Here is a 20,855-nt window from a genome sequence, read left to right on the forward strand (position 1 = left end):
TTTTAGTTTAAAAAATTTCATCACATTTGTAGCTAATTAATCCACCGCTCTCCCCAATTTCAAGTTCAGGGTCATACCAACTGATAATCAATAGTTTAAAAAAACGTGTCCCTTCGGCACTGCGAATGATGTACACATGATACGAGGGTTGGTACGAAGGTGGAGGACCCGAAAAACGCAAAGCATTCGCAAGCACTAAATTAGCTGTGGATTTCATTTGTTTCGGCCCACTATTGGGATCAAACCAAGGGTCTGTGTTTCCTGTCTTACTACTTTCTAGAATCCACTGTTCTTGACTCATGGTAATATTGACTAGTGTATCGGTAACAAAAACGGCATGCGAGGGAATTTGCGCAATTGAAGTTATACTCTCATAGGAAACTAATCCCATATCGTAAGCTCCCCCTTTTCCATGACCACTTAAACCGCTATTTGTTCGTATATTAAATCGATTAAAGGCAATATCCCAATCCAATCGATCCTTTTGTTCCCCTTCAACAATAGGACGGTCAGCGGATCGAAAGAGTGAATCTCCAGAGGAAAAAGGATTTAAGAACTTATCCTCTCTCAGATTATAGTACAACCAATCATTGCTATAGGCTGTAATTCGAGGTAAATTTTTTCCATCGTAGGACAGCGCATCATATTCTACACAAGCCATAGGCAAATGAATTAGCAGTATTAGGCAAGCAATTTTTTGTACTAAAGGCAACTGGTTTTTCATTTGTTTATAATTTATATTCAACTTGTAGGAACACTCTTCTACCAGGAGTTGCAGGAATATTAAACATAGATACGCCAGCTCCGAGTAAAGAAGGTTTGTAATTAAAAATATTATCCATCCCGAGGGTCAACTTATAGCGACTGTAAAAAGTTTGATTGACAACCAAATTGGTCATCGAATACGTAGGTAAGTCTACCTCAAAATAAGCATCCTTTGCCGTGCCATTAATCATTAGCTTATCTTGAACATTAAATGTCTTAGCTCCAATTACATTGGTATTTGACGTGATCTTTAAATCATAGTTTTTACGGGTTAAACTATATTCAAGTTGAATATTAGCATTATGAGGCGAGGCCGTATTGAGTTGTACCCCATTTGTTTTGCTTACATGAACATAAGAATAAGACCAATTCAGAGCTAAATTAGTATTGATTTTACCTTTTCCTAAAACATCAAATCCCTTAATATTGCTTTTATTTAAATTTTGATATTCAAAATTGTATTGAAATTCAAATACTCTCCACACCCCTTCTATCTTGTCCTTGAAGTAATTTGCATAGGCATTTACATTAATAAATAAACCGCTACTTTGGAACTCTGTTGAAAAGGAAACATAGTTGTTTTTTTCAGGGGTCAAATCAGGATTACCTACGATTTGGAACATGCCTAAGTGATCCCAATCAAAAAACTTTTCTTTTATTGTTGGAATACGATAGCCCGAAGCATAATTTAATCGAAAAGAAACTTGCTCTTTTACATCATACTTAATCGAAAATTTTGGAGCTATATTCGTACCAAACAACTCATTATAAGAAGATCTGAGCCCTACAGCTACTTTCGTATTTTTGATCCCTGAGTATTCATCTTGAACAAAAGACTCGATTTCCTTCGATTCTCTTTCTGTTAATGTACCTGCTCTTCCAAATCGATCACTAATCAATTTTTCAACATTTTGCTCTACGCCTATTGTGAATTGGTGTTGCTCAAAATAATTCGTTATAAATCTTACTTTTGGCTGAAGAAATTTTGAATCATATAGCTTTTTACGCTCATCCACACGTTCGTGTCTTTTAAACCTTTTGTAAGTATCCGTATGAATACTAGCGGTAAATTCACCCCAATTCTTTAGGCTATACTTGGCTTTTACTCCTCCAGAGAGATCTTCTGTTTGATTAAATAAAAGGTCCTGAATAAGATCATAAGAATTCATAAAGAAATAAGTCCCATACACTTGAAAATGAAGATTCTCTAAAGGATCAAAATATATCTTTTGGGAAATATTCACAAATTCGTCGCCTTCAATTCCTAAAGGAGGTCTTTCAACATAACTGGTTACAACCGTATCGCGCAACAGGCCAATACCCGGATTTTTTCGAAACATTTTTTTATCATATCCAGATTGGAATAAATAGTATGCATCTGTGCTCGTATATTGAACATCTGTTTGTAAGGTTACTTTGCCTAAATTACTCCCCATAGACAGCCACCCTTGCAAATTAGGACGATCTACATTTTTCTCGTACATATACAGGAAATCAGATTTTTTAGGATTTTTATAGTTTCTCTGATTCATTTCTCCATAGCGCACCCCTGCCGTTAAGGCAAACTTCTGATCTGTCTTTTTGGTAATTAAGTTAATAACAGCACCCGAGGCCATCGAACCATATAAAATAGAAGAAGCCCCTTTTATAATTTCAATGTGATCTACAGCATGAATATTGAAACGTTGATAATCGAGATTTCCAGCCATTTCCCCTGTTAGTTTCTCCCCATCAATGAGAAATAGAATATTTCTAGCATCTAATCCCGCTACATTCACATCTGTTCCAAAACCTACTTTTTGAAAATTCATACCGGGAATCTCACTCATCAAAGCATCTTGAATACCCGTAAAACCAGCCTCAGCCATTTTCTCTCCCGAAATAACTTGAACTAATACGGAAGAATCTTTTGTTCGTTTAAGTTGGCTACTTGATGTGGTTATTATAATATCGTCAATTAGTTCATTCTCTGTGCTAAGTTTAACTAATATAAAGTCTTGATTCGAGGTAAGAACAGCCGTTTTAACTTCATATTGAAAGGCATCAATATAAAAAGTGAGGTCTCCTTTTTGACTCAATACGACCTCGCCCTTGTCATCTGAATACAACACTTGTTGCTCTTTAGTTAGCAATACGACCTTAGCAGCCGAAATAACCTCACTCGTTTGCTCATCTACAATTTTGATAACCCTAGGTTGAGCTTGAGCTACAAAACCAAAACCAAAACTCAAAAAGGAAATAAAGAACAAAAAAAGCAGATTGATCTTAAACATAGTCTTAAATATAGTTGATAATCAGAAAATTAACTGACACAAATATATTTTATTATTTGTATTTAATCTAAATAAATATAATTTATATGTAAATTAGCGTTATTTAACATTTATGCTAATTCTAAAACCAAATAACCTCGTTTTATCTTGAGTTTTAAACTATTTTATCTTAAATTAAATACTATTTTATACAAAACAACACAAGTAAACTGACCTATTTCAGTTTTTAAAAGTTCAATTTATACTTATATTTACAGAGCCAAATAGCTATGAATTCACAATCAATTTATACCTACTTAGTTTAATAAAGTCCTATTTACTATTCGATTTCTATTTTTATGAAGCCAATGTATAGTGCTATAAGTTTAGTCAATTTTTTCATAGCCGCTTGTTTTGGACTCTTACTACGAGCTGCTTTTGTATATCCTGAAGTGAATGCCTATTTTACCTATTCTAATGTGCTGCATGCACATTCGCATCTAGCCATGCTAGGCTGGCTGTATATGCTTGTATTTGTTTTGTTTGTTCACTTTTTTTCAATTCAAACGACTAAAGAGCAACGATTTTATACTCGTTTATTTTGGTTCACCCAGCTGGCCGTTATAGGAATGACACTAACATTTCCTTTTCAAGGGTATGCGGCACCTTCCATTGTTTTTTCTACCCTCCACCTATTGTGTTCTTACGCTTTTGGCTATCATTTGTGGAAGTACAATACAATAGAAAACCCGCAAACTAGGCGACTTTTAAAAACGGCAATTATTTGTCTGTTTGTGTCCACACTTGGTGCTTGGTGTTTAGGACCTATCGGGGGAATAGTGGGAAAAACTAGTGTTTATTTTCAACTCTGTATTCAATTTTTCTTGCATTTTCAACTAAACGGATGGTTTCTTACGGCTTTCATTACCTTGTTTTTTCACTATTTTTTAGGCACAAAATCCCTTCCTTATTTTACTTCTTTTTATTGGCTATGGAGCCTTTCTATAGCTCTAACTTTTGGATTAGTATTGGCTTGGTACTTAGATGCTCCCCAATTTTTTACGATCAATACAATGGGCGTAATCGCTCAATGCTTTGCCTTTGGTATCTTTGGTTATTCCCTTTGGAAAAAAATACAGCTAAAACAGGTTTTTCAATTTAGTCAATTGTGGTTGTTATTGGCCTGTAGTAGTTTAGTATTGCGAATCTTAGTTCAATTGAGTACGGTTATAGAAACAATAGCTACTTCAACTCAGGCAATTCACAGTTGGATTATTGGATTTATACATTTAAATATGCTCGGAATAATGACGGGATTTGGCATTTGGTTGTTGATTCAACTAAACCAAATTAGAGTAAATGGGGTAGTAAAACTAGCTACTATTTGTTTGCTTAGCGCATTTGCCTCCACACAGTTGGTACTAGTCCTGCAAGGCCTTACACTAGTTACAGGAGCATCCTTTATTTTTCAGGGAAATACTTGGCTGTTTGCTTGTTCCATCGGTTTCCCTTTGGGAATTTTTCTTTTATTGTGCACTAACGTTTTACAATCAAAACGATGATTTCGCTTAGGTAGTTTTAATTTTAACTATATCCTACTGATTCCATTGTAAATCCATTTAACTGTAAATTATCGGGGGCTATTTTAAAAAAAATACATTCACTTGTTGAACCGAATTAAACTAACGTTTTATACAAAGTATACAAGCAAAAAAAAGTCTGCTTGAATAAAATCAAGCAGACTTCTGTTATTATAATTGGTTTTGATTGGGTTTTACTTTCTTGTCTATTTCTATAATTTTTTCTGATAGACCTGTATTACTAAAATACCTGTACCAAAGTTGTCGCTATTTTGCAAAGGATTTCCAAAATATGTAGTTCCAGCCCCAATTTCAATATAACCTTTAGATGAATAGGTAATATATTTCGTTTGATTTGTATTATTGTAAACAATGTCGGTTGCTTTTCCAGAAACAGGCATCGTAATATACCTCATATTTCCCATATGTAAAGGGGTATTATAAAGGGTGAATTTTCGTGATCCTTCCTCTAATTCAGTCATCACTCCATTTTCAAATTTAACTAATGTCACTCCAATATACCCACTAGCTATAGTTGAAGTAATAGGTATATTGTATTCAATAGCGATAGCTGTAGAAGAAAAGGGCTCAATTGGAACTACGATATCCAAACCTAATTCAACTGCTCCTTGACTTGGTCCTTTCCAGACAGAAGCTTCACTTGCTGTTGAACTTACGGTTACAGGCATCACTTTAAAGAGGATATCTTTAACAGCATAGTTATCCTCTCCTAAATCACTATACCCTAGTACTCCGTCTTGATTTGCTAATACTTGGCGGTTAAAACCAGTCGGATTATTTAATTTTCGCAATCGAACATCTCCGTTGACATCTAAATTAGCCGATGGCGTTTCGACATTAATACCTATTTGCCCAAAAGCTGTAGTCAGACTAAGAAATAGTACTAGTACCAGACTTTTTTTTATAATTTTTATATTATTCATAATCAAACACATTAACACTTAATGATCCCCTTCCCCAGTTAAAATTTGAGCCAGTCGAACTCGCATGAGTAAACATTCCAAATTTAGTATTCGCATTAGTACTCACAATACCATATACCTTATACGTAACAAATAGAACATAAGGGGTATTATTCTCTACTTCGTCATAATAGGTATTGGATATTGCTCGTCCATGGGCAGTAGCCCTAGAAGAATAACCATTAACAAAAGAAAAGGTTCTAGTTGCATTGTGTAACATTTCTTCCGCTCCATAACCTGGTGTTTTACCAACTAAGATCGATGCATTTCCACTTGCACCATTCATCACTCCCATGCTATAACTCAATTCAATTAAAGACTTTTTCATGGGTAGAACTGGAACTATTACTGATAAATTTAAATCTGTTAATACGTTTCTAACATTAGAATATTTATCCATTTTAGAGAAATAACTATTGCGATAGATATATGCAGATCCTCTAGTACGATACCCTAGATTTCCATCTGCATCTGCATATAAAACTCTATTGTATTCTCTCAATTCTCCACCTACATTAGGTAGATTGCTAACTCTCATCTTAACATTAACATCTAAGTCAGCTTCTGGTGTTTCTATTCCAATACCTACTTGCGCAAAAACAGCAGGCATAAAGAATAATACACTATATAACACTATATTTTTTATCATATTCTTTAGTATGTTTTATTGAAAATCATAGCCGAAAAAACGCCTACTCCCATATTTCCTACTTGGGTATTATTTGGATCATCTCCAAAAAAAGCCGCTGTAAAACTCGACGCTTGAATAATCCCAAATAAAGAGTATTCTACCGTTTGTGTCGTTGGAGAGTTGTTTTGAATAACATCTACATATTTTCCATCAAGAAACATCCCTTTTAGTTCATTTGCATCTCCAGGATAACTTACTGGAAAAGAAAACTTTCTAGAACCGCCGTAAAGTGGCGTAACCAAACCTTCTCTTTTTCTATTCAATTGGACTACAGCAAAATGCGGAACAGGAGAGGCTGTGGTTACCTTCATAAAAACCGGAATATTATACGACAAAATAACCGTAGTTTCACTATAAGGCTTTAGATCAACACGGAGTAATACACCTAAATCCTGTGGATAACCTAAAGGTACAGTAACGGTTTCCGTCATAAACTGCTTGACTAGATTGCTGAAATAAAGTCCTTCTTCAGATTTACTTTCTACAACAGTCAAACGACCAAGATTATCACTTCTTAATTCCCTAGAATGTGTAGCAGATCCCTTATGTTCCAAACTTCGAAATCGCACACTGCCTTTTACTTCATATTCATCTGCTGTTGGATTTTCTGTTCCCATTCCTACTTGGGCATAGGAAACTGCACTTTGTGCCAACAAAACAAGAAATACTATTCTCTTAATTTTTCTAATCATACTTTTGCACTATTAATCTAAGTTACCTTTTTCATTGCATAGAATCCAAGCCTCATTTATTCGAACCACCACTTCTATAGGAAATAAATCATATTCCTTCCCTTTTTTCGTGTTTGTGAATAAATTGGGCTTATATTTTAACTTTACAAATTTACTTATAATTAATTTATTAATAAAAGTAAATTTAATTTATTAACTATACAGTACTTTATTAAGAATAAATAATAAATTATACACAATAATAACGGCTTTATTGTTTTTAATTCAAAAGAATGTAAAAAGTTAAAGTTCGCAAAAAATCCTCATCTTTAGTTGTACAATCGATATTTTCGAATTTTGTACAATCAAATTTTATATGGAAGAAAAATATTCTAAAATTGAGTATTTTTATTTTAACTAGTAGCATTGTACAATTCGCATTGCTTTTTTATTCCTTTACTAGCAATTAGCGATTAGGAGAGTAAATAAAACAGGAGGTTTGCTCTTTTTTGTAAAAAAGGAGATACTTAGATCTTAAAAGTGTAGTGGGAAATAAACATTATATTTTTAGACTAAAGTTAGCATACGCAGCAGGTAAACAAACTTTTCTCGCAATAAAAGCCCTCCTTCTCTACTCCACTTGCTTTTTTTAAGTATTACACTTCACAGCAACAAAGAGAGCTTAGGTTCTCTTTGTTGTTATGAGTAATTTTAAAAACGTTAAGCTTCTTTATTCTTTTTTAGTAGTGTAAAAGGATTAAAGGAAATACCCACATTGAAATAAAAAGTAGGATCTGGTTTGAATTCTACCGTAGCTTTCTTAAAGGACTTTTCTTTTTCAAAAATACGCGAAGACGGCGTGACTTTTAATCCAGCTTTAGCGGTTAGCACAAACTCGCCAAAAGCGTGTTCGTAAATAAATCCAGAATTCACATCCACTTGCCTGTATTCATAGCGTTGCTTGACCTCGTCAAAATTATACAAGTAAAAAGACGTAACATCCAACTCACTTCCTAGGGATAGTCTACTCGCAGTAAACATATTTTTTCTTAGGTATATACTTTTTGGTAGTGTTGCATCAAAAACAAACCCATGGTTAAATTTACGCTCATAGGTAAAAACAGGTAAAACAGGTACTTGCGTTGTAGGATCAATAGTAACAGCTACCCCAATACTCATAACTGTTCTAGCATCGCCTTTTAAAATAATAACCCCTGATGCCAGTCCTTTTACTCTTTCAACATAGCTATCACTACCATCGACAATCAAACTCGTAGAATAAACCGTTCGCTTGCCAAATAAGGAAGAAAAATACACAAAATTTAAAGACGTAAAAAGGTTGTGAAAGTTAGTTTGATTCGCTGTGGGATTTCGTGTAAAGGACTCAAATAGATCAGAATCTATCGCCGTGTATTTATACCCTAATGTTCCCGCAAAAACATAGTTCTTTTTTTTAATAAAAGGAATCGTGGCTGTTACTTTAGCCTGTCGAAATGTATTTACTTTGCCTTCTTTTACTGAGGGAAGACCTTTTTTAAGACTAAAATTATAGGGAGAAACACTAGTAAATTCAATATTTAAAGGACGTATAACAGTAAATTTATCAGCCGCATAGCTGACTACTTTTTTAGGTACACTTATACTGTCATTTTTTACGTGTACTACAGCAGTCTGATCTTGAGCAAAGCTTTGAAGGGTTAACAAAAACAAAGCAATTACCCCCACTAGATTGCTAATCATATTTGAAAAATTCTTACTTTGAACGTTATCAAAACAACACACTTGTTCCTGTTTCATTTTAAAAAAATAAATAAAAAATAAGAGAAACTCTCTTTACTTTTCGTACAAATTTGCTGTTCCTTTAACCTATTGGATTGAGTATACCTGTTAACTTTGTACGGTTCTTCCTAAGCTTACAACGTAAAATAGATTGTAAAATTGAGTAGAACAAAAACTTTAACTTTTGCCAACGGAGATGCAGAAGGAGGTTTTACACATAAAGTGAAGGAACTAAAGTAACGCAATTCGCATGCTCAAAGTATAAGAACACTTCAAGTCTTTCGAAACAAAGTAAAACAATTAGCTGTTTCCTCAAAAAATAAAACTTTCAAACTATTGAAAGGAAAAGAATCGTGGACTATAGCATAAAATCACGCAATAAGCGATTGAAAGCTTTTTTTGACATATCGAGTAAAAGATACGCTAATAGAGAAAGAAAGAGTATAATACTCTTCTTTTTTTATGTAGCTTTGTTATTTATACTTAATCTTATTAAATAGCAAATAATGAATCTACTTCTTCCTATACGATTGTCACTCTTGTTGTTTTTATTCTTCCAACTATCTTCTTTTACGTCCTATGCACAAGTTCCATCCACAACAGATACTGCCAATTTCACACTCCCAAATACCCCTCTCTATCTTGTTCATACTGCAGATACAGAATTGGCTATCCGATATAAGAAAGGGAGTGGTACGCCTATTGTATTTATTCATGGTTCATGGGATGATCATCATTCCTGGCTAGCCGTAGCTGAAGAGTTAAGTAAAACAACCCCCAATCCCATCCTCTTATATGATAGACGAGGACACAGTGCTTCCGGTCCTGATAAAAAACAAGGGACAATATCCATGGATGTACAAGATGCCATAGCGCTACTTGATACGTTGGGATTTAAAAAAGCGCATTTTATTGGACATTCCTATGGCGCTAATATCGCAATAGAATTGGCTAATAATCACGCAGACCGCGTTGAAAGTATTGTTATTTATGAACCTCCTATTTTTGGACTGTTGAAAGGACAGGCGCAATACAAACACATGCTAACAGCCGTACAAGAGGATATGCAAAAAAGTAAAACCTTATTAGAACAAGGGGATATTGAGCAGGGTACGTTTACTTTTATCGAAAAAGTAGCATTTGGTCAAGGGAGTTGGTACACGATATTCGACGAAAGAGCGAGGCATACGATGACAGCTAGTTATCGCACCTGGCTTGATCAAGCCAATGATCCTGAACGATTAAACATTAAGCCAGAAAACCTCAATCAATTTACTGGACAAATAACCCTGCTAACAGGAACGGATTCAATCTTAGTTTACCCAGCAGTTGCCAAAGAGATAAAGCAACGCGTTCCTGCAGTGGCACTCTATCCAATCCATGGCGCTGGGCATGGCGGACTTATTTCTCATCCCAAACAAACGGCGGATGGAATAGCTGATCACTTAAAAAAAATTAGCGATAAACGATAAGAAAAAGATATTCACAAAAAGGTTTTATAGGTAATGTGTCCATTGTGAGTCCATAGTGCCTCCATAGTAAGTCCAGTAAAAGCAACGTTTTTATTGGACTTACTATGGAGGCACTCTACAGGTTGTACGCTCACAATATAAAGAAAACGAGCGATAACGTACAGAAAATAGCTTAAAAATAAACAGTTATATATCAAGCTATTACGCATATTATCCAAGAGAATTGATTGCAGTTGATCTTGTTTTTAAGCATAGAACTGGAAAACGACATTTTTTTTTACAATTTTTGCTGTATTTACTTTTTGAATTCTATTATTTGCTATTCGTTTATCGTAACTTTGCCACCTAGACTGGCTCCCAATCGGTTAACGTTTTGTTTTTCTTCGTTTGGGCGATAGAAACCCACTACAATAGCATGAAGCAAGAAAAGGAAGAAGAACAGGTATATTGGACCGTATGTATGGCCTGCCACGGGCTTGGAAAGAAAAATAAAGGGCCTCGAAAAAAAGCGAGGATAAACAAACAAACCTTAGATACTTCCATCGAACCACTAAGGGTTTCCATTTCCCATTTTTCTACCTGCTCGAAATGTGCTGGGTCGGGTATTGTTCCTGCTTCTTGTCCTCCACCTGTAGATATCACCTATCCTCATGTCGCTATTATTGGTGGCGGTATTGGCGGAATGGCATTAGCAGTTGCCTGTTTACACCGTGGAATTCCTTTTACTTTATATGAACGTGATTTACACTTTGATGCACGCTCGCAGGGCTATGGTCTCACCTTACAACAAGCGAGTAAAGTCATGAAAGATTTTGGCCTTCTAACATTAGAAGATGAAGTTATTTCTACGAAACACATCGTCCACGATACCGATGGAAAAATACTCGGGGAATGGGGATTTCGAAAATGGCAGACTACAGCGCAACAACCAACCCAAAAAAGAAACAATATTCACATTGCTCGTCAATCCTTGCGCTTCGCCTTATTCAATCAATTGGGCGCGTATCAAGACATCCAATGGGGACATCAATTACTTGATTATAAGCCAATAAATGAGCAGGAAATTGAACTGACATTCCAAGTCAATGGCGCATTTAAGACAGCTAAAACCAATCTTTTGGTAGGAGCTGATGGTATTCGCAGTTCCATTCGAAAATTAAGCCTTGGAGAGGAACTAGCTCCTTTACATTATTTGGGTTGTATGGTTATTTTGGGTATTTGCTCCTTAGCTACTGTAAAAAACTTGACTAACAGCCTCTTACTGGATGGAGAAACGGTATTTCAAACCGCTAATGGACAAGAACGCATCTATATAATGCCATACAAAAAAGATTCCGTGATGTGGCAACTGAGCTTCCCTATTGAAGAGAATGAGGCTCGTGTTCTAGCGGCTTTAGGACCAGAAGCACTGAAAGAAGAAGCGTGCCGTAGAACCCTATGGCATGACCCGATTCCTCAACTTGTTCAAGCTACCCTAGCAGTTCAAATTTCAGGATATCCTGTGTATGACCGAAAAATAGTAGATGCTACTAGTTGGAAGGAAAAGAACGCCATTACGCTACTTGGTGATGCGGCTCATCCCATGAGTCCATTTAAAGGACAAGGAGCCAACCAAGCTTTGTTGGATGCGTTGCTATTAGCACGTATGATTACAAAGGGATGTACCGCCACAACACAATGGAGAGAAAGGGGGCTGAGAAAAAGTGTACTAACTGCTTTTGAAACCGCCATGTTTGAACGAAGTGCTACAAAAGTAAAAGGTTCAGCTCAAGCTGCTCAACTGTTGCATTCTGCTCTTGTCTTAACCCCATGCGATCAACCTAGAGGCTCGCTAATAAAGTCAAAAAGTGAAGCAACGACTACTGCTTTTCCTTAGCTTTCTGTTCTTATTTTTTTTCATAACTCCCGCTGTTGGAGCGGGGTTACCTTTGCATGTATTGCTATCCTAAAACTGATAATACCCTTGAATCGAAAATTGACGTGCCTCTACTGCAAACGCTTCCACATCTTTAAGCTTTGTTTTATTGCCTTCTATTTTGGAAAACCCTACTTTCACTCCTAAACGCTGATTTTCTTTGAGTTGATAGCTGTAATTCAACGCCATAGACCAAGTGGTTTTATCCATACTTTGGTACACAAACATCGGATAATACACCTCATCGTACAGGCTCTCATAACTGCTGTCTTTTTGTGCATCAGCTTTGCTGCTTTTTTCACTTTCGACCTGAAATCCAAGACATACTTGGTGTTTATGCTTGTTATAATTTAAGTTTAGACCTAATCCTGGTTTGTTTTTTTCTAGTCTGGTACGAAAAGTAGTCCCTTGATAGCGTTCATCAACGGTTGTCTGCGTATACTGTATACCGAATTGATAGTTCCACTGTTGATTTACGGTATAACTCCACTTCCACCCTACTTTCCAGGCATCATCTTCTAAAGTATAGGGCTTTAGTGCGCCTATTTTTACATAATCATACACTCCAGAATAGTCCTCATTGACGCGTTGATAACTATAGCGATTCTCCTGACCAGTTAAGCGCTGTTGCATATGCGAAAGTTTAATCTGGGTTTGCCAAGCGGGAGTAAAGGTGTAATGTAGCCTTATTTGTGGTTGAAGTACTGTTGTAGTCAGTTGATATAAATTGATCGTAGTTTCCTCTTCTGTTTTCATTTTTCGTACTAATCCATCAAGGAAAACCTCCAACGTTAAAGGACTTTTCTTCCAGAACGAAGCCATTAAATTGACATCTACTTGTTGTTGCTTATAGACTCTTTTTTTGGAAAAAACCTGATCTTTGTGATCGTGATCGTACATGCCAAAACCGCGAAGAAGTAAGAATTGCTGCTTTATGTTTCCCTTCCATACATCCAATTCAACATGTTGTGAATGAATTTCATAGGTTGAGCTTATACCAATTTCGTGTTGAGGAGATACAGCATATATTCCGCCGAGTTGTACACCAAACCAACTTCCAATAGCTTTCGCTCGGGGATCCGTTTGTTTATATGCATAATCTCCAGTATAGTATAAATGTAGTCCCCAAGTCATAGCTGCTATTTTCTTACTGTATGTTCCACGTACGTCATAGTGTTGGAAGCTGAAATCAGAAGTTTTTTTATGGAGGAGTAAATAGGGACCATAGGCTTCCGATAACCGCATCGTATTAGCATAAACATCCTCTTGATTACCTTTTGCAAAGCGAACCTGCCCTAAAAAATTAGCGGTAGTATCAATAGGTGTAAACCAATGAGCTTGTAGACCATAAGCACTAAACTCTTTTCCTTTGAGGATGTTGTAGCTCTTTTTTTCTTTGAAATCTTGATAAAAAGTAGTTATTTGTGTTTGAGAAGTATGTATTTTTTCTTTATTTAAATAGGCTGGATTCCATACATAGTTGGGTTGTTCCCCTAGATTCATTCGCTGTGCTGTCGAATCCAGCACCTGTAGGGTTGAAAGCGGAACTAATGAAAACTCCTGGGCAACCAGTCCTACACTGAGGCTGTATAGAAACAAAAATACACCTATTTTTTGTGTTAACTTCATCATGGTTTAGCGTTTAAGGGTTACTTCAATACCAAAATAAGGAGAGCTCCACTTTCTCTGATTTACGTTGTAATTATTCTTGTATTTTGAATTGATATTAATGATATTATTGACAAAAAAGGAAATACTCCCCCAGTTTTTAAACTCTTTGGTTCCTTTGAGGTTAATCGTAAAATCGGGTTTTGTTTTATCAACAGAGAAGTTCGCTTTTTCACTGCGCAAATCTAAGGGAAGTAAGTCTGGTCGATCAGCAATTATTGATTTAAAATCAACAGGGTGAATGGTGTTGTTTTCATCTAAATAAGCAGAAGGAACAAAGGATTCACTACTTCCACGTTGGGAAGTTGTATACCACAAGGCTTGTACAAACGTGGTAAATACTAGTTTTAATTTGGGAATGCGTGTATTGATCCACAAGTTGGTATTAAACCGGCTTAGGGTTGTTGATGGAGCCACGGGATAAATTCCCACAAAAGGATAGGTTTCATTATTTGAAATGGTTTTAGGATAAAACATCTTGGGTTCATTTGAGCTGTATTCGGTCTTATAGTAAGCACCGTTAACTTCAAGAGAAGTTTGTATGGCTTCAATGGTAGGAAATACCAAGCGATATTCTATTCCCTTTTTTTCAATCGTACTACTGTTACGTACTCGGGGCAAAGAAACAAAACGATGTTGTTCTTTTGTTTCAAAATCCTCAGCTGTAGGTTTACCTTCAATCGGATGCAAAGGGGTGGTCAATTTCGTATAGACTACGGGAATGTATTCGTAATGGTAGGCAAATCCACGGGCAGAACGTTCTGAAAAAGCAGTAAGCGAAAAGGAAAATCCTTTCCAATACACATCAGCACCCACTTCAAACTTATCTGTTTTACTTGTTTTTAATTGGTTGTTCTCCACCTCGTGAATAAACGTATGCGTCAAAAGCAAGCGATTTTCAGGTTTTGTATCATACCAATTGAGAACTTCTAAGTCCGAGTAAATCGGGTCTGGATAGAGGTAATCTAGCGTAGGAAGTTTATTTTGTTGCCCATACCCAATTCTCAAATTAGTGGTCCATATAGCTTCTTCATCATAGTGGGTGGTCCAATTCAACTGCAAGCGAGGTTCCACTAATAGTTTGTTATTTAATGCATATGATTCTGGTAAATTATGCAATTGTACCCCTCGTACTCCCATAGTAAAATCTGTTGTTGATCGCAACGCATCAACTGCCATATCCCATTTACTTTCAAGATAATAGGCCGTGTGTATTAAAGCGGGAATGGCCTTATTAGCACGAGGTCTGATAAAGGCATTATTAGAAGGAAAAGGAGGTAATGCGGGGTTAATCACTGCTCCTTTTCCGTAATTTTTAGCGCTGTTATACTCCACTCCATATAGGATATTTTGATTTATCCCTTCCGCTAAATTGAAGTACTTCCCACCGTTTAACTGTAAGAATATATTGACTGGTTGATTGTCTAATTGGTAGCTCGTATAGTATTTAGAAGGCAAAAAGTAAGCTTCGTGTACACCAGGTTCCGTCGCATTAGACATATTCACTCCACCGTCTGAATACACCTGCAAAGAACGGTCTAAGCGATCCTTCGTATAATCAACATGCGCCAACAGTTCCAACTTATCGATCCAGCTTTTATCTAAAAAAGAGGACAGCTTCCAGGTAAAATCGAGTTTGTTATATTGTACTTTGTATACTTCATCATTGTATTCCGTAGATTGATCACTTTTGTAATTATCTAAGGTTTGTGTATAGTTGACTTTCGTATTCATACTCACATCATAGTCAAAAAGAGCAAAGTCAACAACGTGATTCGCCTGTGCCGTGAATCGCGTAAACTTAGTTAATGATTCTCTCACATCGGGCTTAGCACTGAGCAGGTCCATACCAAGATGCAAAACTCCTAATCGTTCAGGCAAAGCGAATCCTTTTCCAATATAGGCTAATTGAACCGTTGGGTCTACCTTAGCACGAAGCTCCAAAGGACTGATTCCTTGTTTGGCATTTAGATTGATTTGACCACTCGAGAGATTCCCTTGTTTTGCAGAAGAAATTCCTCGAGTAATTTCAATACTTTCAATGTGATCTGTAGAAATCATCCGCATATCCATTCCTGCATTGAAAACAAGATTGCCTTCTTTCCCATAGGATGGATTTGAATTTGCCGTTATACCATAGAGTTGATTTCGAGTACCATCACTATTCATGGCTACGCCGTTGGAGACAATAGAGACACCAAGTGAACTATTGGAATCTCGTCCTGACTGACGGAAATTAACCCCACTAAACTGATTCAAAGAAGGTTGTTGATAAACGCTACCAGGAAGTAAGACCAAAGCATCCACAAGGGAAGTTGGTTGAATATAAGTAAGGGCGGTTTGTGTAATCGTGGCTATTGTTGGCTTTTTTTTATTGTATTGAGCCATAATTACAAATTCTTCTAATTCCACACTCTGTCTTGTCATTGCATAAGACAACGTCCTGTCTTGTTGCAAAACAACCTGATGTTCTTGAGGCTGATAACCCAAAGCAGAAATAGCCAGCGTAAAAGAGCCTTCAGGAAGTTTAATTTGAACTTTTCCCTCTTGATCAGTCGTAACAATAAGATTTAAACTCGCAATTTCAACGGTTGCATAGGGAATTGACTCTGCCTCTGGATTACTGAGTTGAACAAACAAGGTATACCGTCCGTTTTTACTTTTTTCTTGTGCGTGAATGCCCAGCGAAAGAAAAAGAAACAAAACAAAACACAAATATCTAATAATCATAAGTATAGAATAAAAAATCTATTGACAACAAGGGATATTGTCAATAGATTAAACATGAGATTGACGAATTACTTCGCAGGGAAATTGCGTTGTCCCACACGGATTTGAAAATCAGCCGTAGAATTATCGCTGTCTACATATACCTTTTTGTTTCCTTCAACTGTTGTGGTTTTGCGTACATATACTTCTCTTGTTCCTGTATCTGTAACGGCAATAAATCCGCGATCCACAGCATTCGTCAATGATTTGTATTTTACTTGATCTACTTGTCCTGTTTCAACACCATCAATAATTAAATCTGTTGCAATTTTAAATATTGTTTTGATACCTAACATACTTTCAACCACTTGTGAATTTTGGTTCAAGAAATCGGTTAAATTCCCTTCTTGTTTAAATAAAAAGGCAGGTGCATACCCTACACCATACCCTAATAAGTCCGTATGGGTTGTCCCATTGACAATCATATTGGGTACCTTAGGATTATCCGTATCGTTAGTAGGCATAACAATTTCAAAATCAGCTCCACTTAAATTAGCGGCCATTTTATTTGTTCCTCCTTCAGTAAAATCCTTCGCTGAACGCGCTAAAACAATCTCTTGCCCTGGTTGAATGGGATACTCTTTTCCTGTACCTGGAAAGGTATAAACTACATCAGCATAAACCGCATTTTCTTGCATAGCAGCTGCTATAATATCATTATATGGAAATTTGTTCCAATGGTTGGTAATGGCATAAGAAATACCATCCAAGTATTTCACTTGATTACTATTATTCGCAATGACTACATATTGATCGGCTAGTTCTACATATTCACCATACTCATCCTCTGCTCCTTCTCCAGCGGTAAATAACTCACTAATCACCAAACCTGCTAAGGTTTGTTTCATCAGTTCTACAGGAATTTTCACCCCTTGTCCCTTGTTAATGGCTACATTGAGTTTTGAGCCAAATCCAACAGTTGCTTGCTCTACCTTAAAATTGTAGTTTCCTACTTCTAGCGCAACTTTTGCTTTTCCGTGGGTATCCAAGTTTCCTTGAACAACTTTAGCTGTATTTTGATTGTATACTTCATAGGCAAATCCTGAAAAATCATCAATACTACCCGTTGCATCTGTTGCTTCGATTTCAATTTCAAACGTTTGAAGCTGTGTTTCTCCCGTGGAGTCATCACTCGAACAAGCACCTAAGGTTACGAGCACACCAAGCAAATAAACCCCTTTTTTTACTACACTTATCATCTTTATTTAGATTAAATTAATTTAATGCAAAATTAGTATTTTTATCCAATGCTAAACTAGCTGGCTTTTCTTTTCTCTAATATTGTGATGAATTGTTAAATAAAATACTTTTTTCGGCTATTTTTAAGGTGTGTTTTTATTTTAAACTAAATAATAATTAATTTTTTACAATAGTAAATTACCTCCTACTTGCAGAGAAGAAGGAAGAGATACGCTATGGAAATCCATATTATTTTAGTTTATAGGAGGATATTCAATCCAATTTGCCTTATTTCCTTCTCTTCCATCGATGAAGGCGAATAAATGATTTTACTGGATATTGGCGTTTGTGTGGTATATTATTGAAAATAAGTGCGGCAATAAAGAGTACAGTAACGCCTGTTAATACGGGAGAAAGCACATACATATAACCTAAATTCGTAATACTATTGCCTCCAGTGACGGCAATAAGTGCAGTAGCACCTCCTGGTGGATGAAGTGCTTTGGCCATTTGCATGCCAATAATAGATAAAGATACAGCCAAAGGCGCCGCTATCCATAGGTAGTCACCCAGTAGTTTAAATACCGTTACACCAATTACAGCGGAAATCAAGTGTCCAAAAAACAAATTTTTAGGTTGGGCCAACGGACTTCCAATTGCTCCATAAATCAACACACAACTCGCACCAAAAGAACCAATTAACAAAGTCAAATCATAGCGCGAAAAGGCTTCAAAATGAAAGTAACAGATTGTTCCTAATCCTACAAAGGAACCTATAAAAGCCCAAAGATGTTCATTGAAATCGACTAGTGTTTCTTTATATAGTAAATAACGCGTGCGGCGGTAAACTTTATTTTTTTTAATTGACATGTGCTTTACTCGTATTGGATTGCAAATATAGTATATCTGATAGAGTAATGTACACTGTTTCTCCTATCCTACTCAAAATTAACTTAGGGGAACTTACTCCCTGTAAATGCAACAGTTATTGTGATAAAACGAAGGCATGTAGTACTACAATTCAAAGCTAATTTAGCCACTATTATCTTATTTACATTTTTATATTATCTTTCTGCTTCTTTTTGTTTTAACTAAAATTATTTACCTAATTTTAAGTAAAAATAAGCAACCCTAATTCTATTTAAAATGAAAGTAGATACCCGTAAATTTGATCATATACTAGAGACTTCGTCTAAGTATGGACATGTAAACCAAGCACCTAATGGCAATACAGAGACTCCTATCAATACGGCTCAGCGATCCATGCCTTTTGCCGATCAACTCGGCAATTATCAACGCAATATTGGATTACCCACGCAAGATTTTTCTCAAAGTAAAGTTTATATTGTGGGAAGTGGTATTGCAGGAATGGCTGCAGCTTATTATTTCATTCGAGATGGACGTATTCCAGGGGAGAATATTACATTCATCGAACAACTATCTGTCGAAGGAGGATCTTTAGATGGTGCAGGAAATGCCAAAGAAGGCTATATTGTTCGCGGTGGTCGAGAAATGGATATGACCTATGAGAACTTATGGGATATCTTCCAAGATATTCCCGCATTAGAGCTACCAAGTCCGTATAGTGTATTGGATGAGTATCGCTTGTTGAATGACAATGATCCCAATTACTCCAAATCTCGCTTTATTCATCAATTAGGTGAAATACAAGATTTCAGCAAATTTGGGTTATCGAAAAAAGATCAGATGGCGTTGATTAAACTCTTGCTTAAAAAGAAAGAAGACTTAGATGATATCAGCATTGAGCAGTATTTTGCTTCTTCTTTTCTCGAAAGTAATTTCTGGACCTTTTGGCGCACCATGTTTGCCTTTGAGAATTGGCATAGCCTCTTAGAATTTAAGTTGTATATGCATCGCTTCTTGCACGATATTGATGGTTTAAAGGACCTATCTGCTCTTGTATTTCCACGGTATAATCAATACGATACTTTTGTTGTGCCACTTCGAAAACACTTGGTTGATTTAGGCGTTCAAATTCAACTCGATACCCTGGTGGAAGACCTTGAATTACACAGTACAACGAAAGGAAAACAAGTAAAGAGCTTACTGGTAAAACAAGGAGGTCTTCAAACGCGTATTCCAGTGAATGAACACGATTTTGTAGTTGTTACAACAGGATCGATGACAGAAGATACTTCTTATGGAACGAATACCACGGTTCCTATGCCCCAAATAGATAATGCAACCAGTGGTAAGAGTCCAGGTTGGGCATTATGGAAGAACTTAGCGGCTAAATCACCCGTTTTTGGACATCCTGAAAAGTTTTGTTCTACCATAGAAAAATCATCTTGGGAATCCGCTACATTAACGTGTAAACCCTCTCCATTGATAAATAAATTAAAAGAATATGCGGTCAATGACCCCTATTCTGGAAAAACGGTTACAGGGGGAATTATTACCATAACAGATTCAAAATGGCTGATGAGCTTTACTTGTAATCGTCAACCTCATTTTCCTTCTCAACCCGACGATATTCTCGTCCTTTGGGTCTATGCTTTATTTATGGATAAAGAAGGAAACTATGTAAAAAAAACCATGCCTGCTTGTACAGGAAATGAGATTTTGACAGAATTGTGCTATCATTTAGGTCTGATTGATCAAGTAGACAAAGTCATTGAAAATACGATTGTCCGTACGGCTTATATGCCCTATATCACTTCTATGTTTATGCCTCGTGCACAAGGTGATCGCCCCAATATTGTACCAGAAGGATGTCTAAATTTGGGATTAGTAGGCCAGTTCGTAGAAACGCATAATGATGTAGTTTTTACCATGGAAAGTTCAGTGCGTACGGGAAGAATCGCGGTCTATCAATTACTCAACCTAAACAAACAGGTACCCGATATTTTTCCATCTCAATATGACATTAGACACCTACTCAAAGCCGCTCATGCACTAAATGACGATCAACCGATTGTGGGAGAAGGATTACTCCGCAAATTCTTGCAGGGAACATACTATGAACATGTTTTACCTGTAGTTGAAAAAAATAAGGAAGAATCAAATTCCTTTTTCATTGAACAGTATGAAAAAGCAAAAGATTGGTTTAAAAAGGTAACAAGCTAAGTAAGGCTTCGCACAAAGACAAGGTAGAAATGGAAGAAAGCAAA

Annotated in this window: 14 protein-coding genes; 4 read left to right on the forward strand and 10 right to left on the reverse strand. The window is 36.3% G+C overall.

The window, feature by feature from the left end; all coding sequences use genetic code 11:
* Positions 1–7: 7 nt before the first annotated feature.
* Positions 8–724, reverse strand: a complete 717-nt coding sequence (locus ACLJX0_RS06745) for an HmuY family protein (protein WP_410879358.1) — start codon at positions 722–724, stop codon at positions 8–10.
* 4 nt (positions 725–728) lie between these two features.
* Positions 729–3,038 carry a TonB-dependent receptor plug domain-containing protein gene (locus ACLJX0_RS06750; protein WP_410879359.1) on the reverse strand — a complete coding sequence of 770 codons (2,310 nt, stop codon included), beginning with the start codon at positions 3,036–3,038 and terminating at the stop codon, positions 729–731.
* Between the two features lie 338 nt (positions 3,039–3,376).
* Between ACLJX0_RS06750 and ACLJX0_RS06755 the strand changes: the two genes are divergently transcribed.
* Positions 3,377–4,579 carry a hypothetical protein gene (locus ACLJX0_RS06755; protein ID WP_410879360.1) on the forward strand — a complete coding sequence of 401 codons (1,203 nt, stop codon included), beginning with the start codon at positions 3,377–3,379 and terminating at the stop codon, positions 4,577–4,579.
* 230 nt (positions 4,580–4,809) lie between these two features.
* On the opposite strand, the gene ACLJX0_RS06760 is transcribed toward ACLJX0_RS06755, so the two are convergent.
* The 4 genes from ACLJX0_RS06760 to ACLJX0_RS06775 all read right to left on the reverse strand — a co-directional run bounded on the left by ACLJX0_RS06760 (position 4,810) and on the right by ACLJX0_RS06775 (position 8,682).
* Positions 4,810–5,541 (reverse strand): hypothetical protein, encoded by a 732-nt coding sequence (locus tag ACLJX0_RS06760; protein WP_410879361.1) that lies wholly within the window; start codon positions 5,539–5,541, stop codon positions 4,810–4,812.
* Positions 5,534–6,229 (reverse strand): hypothetical protein, encoded by a 696-nt coding sequence (locus ACLJX0_RS06765; protein WP_410879362.1) that lies wholly within the window; start codon positions 6,227–6,229, stop codon positions 5,534–5,536. Before ACLJX0_RS06765 ends, ACLJX0_RS06760 begins: the two co-directional genes overlap by 8 nt.
* Positions 6,230–6,234: 5 nt before the next feature.
* Complete coding sequence (locus tag ACLJX0_RS06770; protein WP_410879363.1) at positions 6,235–6,963, reverse strand: hypothetical protein; 729 nt, start codon at positions 6,961–6,963, stop codon at positions 6,235–6,237.
* A 699-nt stretch (positions 6,964–7,662) separates the two neighbouring features.
* Positions 7,663–8,682, reverse strand: coding sequence for a hypothetical protein (locus ACLJX0_RS06775; RefSeq protein WP_410879364.1), 1,020 nt, complete (start codon positions 8,680–8,682; stop codon positions 7,663–7,665).
* 545 nt (positions 8,683–9,227) lie between these two features.
* Here ACLJX0_RS06775 and ACLJX0_RS06780 point away from each other — a divergent pair.
* Complete coding sequence (locus ACLJX0_RS06780) at positions 9,228–10,193, forward strand: alpha/beta fold hydrolase (protein WP_410879365.1); 966 nt, start codon at positions 9,228–9,230, stop codon at positions 10,191–10,193.
* A 415-nt stretch (positions 10,194–10,608) separates the two neighbouring features.
* The gene (locus tag ACLJX0_RS06785; RefSeq protein WP_410879366.1) at positions 10,609–12,069 is read left to right on the forward strand and encodes an FAD-dependent oxidoreductase; all 1,461 of its coding nucleotides are present in this window, start codon (positions 10,609–10,611) and stop codon (positions 12,067–12,069) included.
* Between the two features lie 69 nt (positions 12,070–12,138).
* Here the strand turns inward: ACLJX0_RS06785 and ACLJX0_RS06790 are convergent, their stop codons facing one another.
* The 4 genes from ACLJX0_RS06790 to ACLJX0_RS06805 form a co-directional block, all read right to left on the reverse strand.
* Positions 12,139–13,740, reverse strand: coding sequence for a DUF6850 family outer membrane beta-barrel protein (locus ACLJX0_RS06790; RefSeq protein WP_410879367.1), 1,602 nt, complete (start codon positions 13,738–13,740; stop codon positions 12,139–12,141).
* A gap of 3 nt (positions 13,741–13,743) precedes the next feature.
* Positions 13,744–16,506: a carboxypeptidase-like regulatory domain-containing protein gene (locus tag ACLJX0_RS06795; protein ID WP_410879368.1), complete on the reverse strand. Its 2,763-nt coding sequence runs from the start codon at positions 16,504–16,506 to the stop codon at positions 13,744–13,746.
* A 68-nt stretch (positions 16,507–16,574) separates the two neighbouring features.
* Positions 16,575–17,744, reverse strand: a complete 1,170-nt coding sequence (locus tag ACLJX0_RS06800) for a DUF4876 domain-containing protein (protein WP_410879369.1) — start codon at positions 17,742–17,744, stop codon at positions 16,575–16,577.
* A gap of 268 nt (positions 17,745–18,012) precedes the next feature.
* Entirely contained in the window at positions 18,013–18,594 is a 582-nt protein-coding gene (locus ACLJX0_RS06805) for an HPP family protein (RefSeq protein ID WP_410879370.1), read from the reverse strand.
* A 276-nt stretch (positions 18,595–18,870) separates the two neighbouring features.
* On the opposite strand from ACLJX0_RS06805, the gene ACLJX0_RS06810 reads away from it, so the two are divergent.
* Entirely contained in the window at positions 18,871–20,811 is a 1,941-nt protein-coding gene (locus tag ACLJX0_RS06810) for an oleate hydratase (protein ID WP_410879371.1), read from the forward strand.
* The last annotated feature ends 44 nt before the right edge of the window (positions 20,812–20,855 follow it).

Source organism: Myroides sp. DW712, assembly GCF_046557355.1.
Taxonomy (GTDB): Bacteria; Bacteroidota; Bacteroidia; order Flavobacteriales; family Flavobacteriaceae; genus Flavobacterium.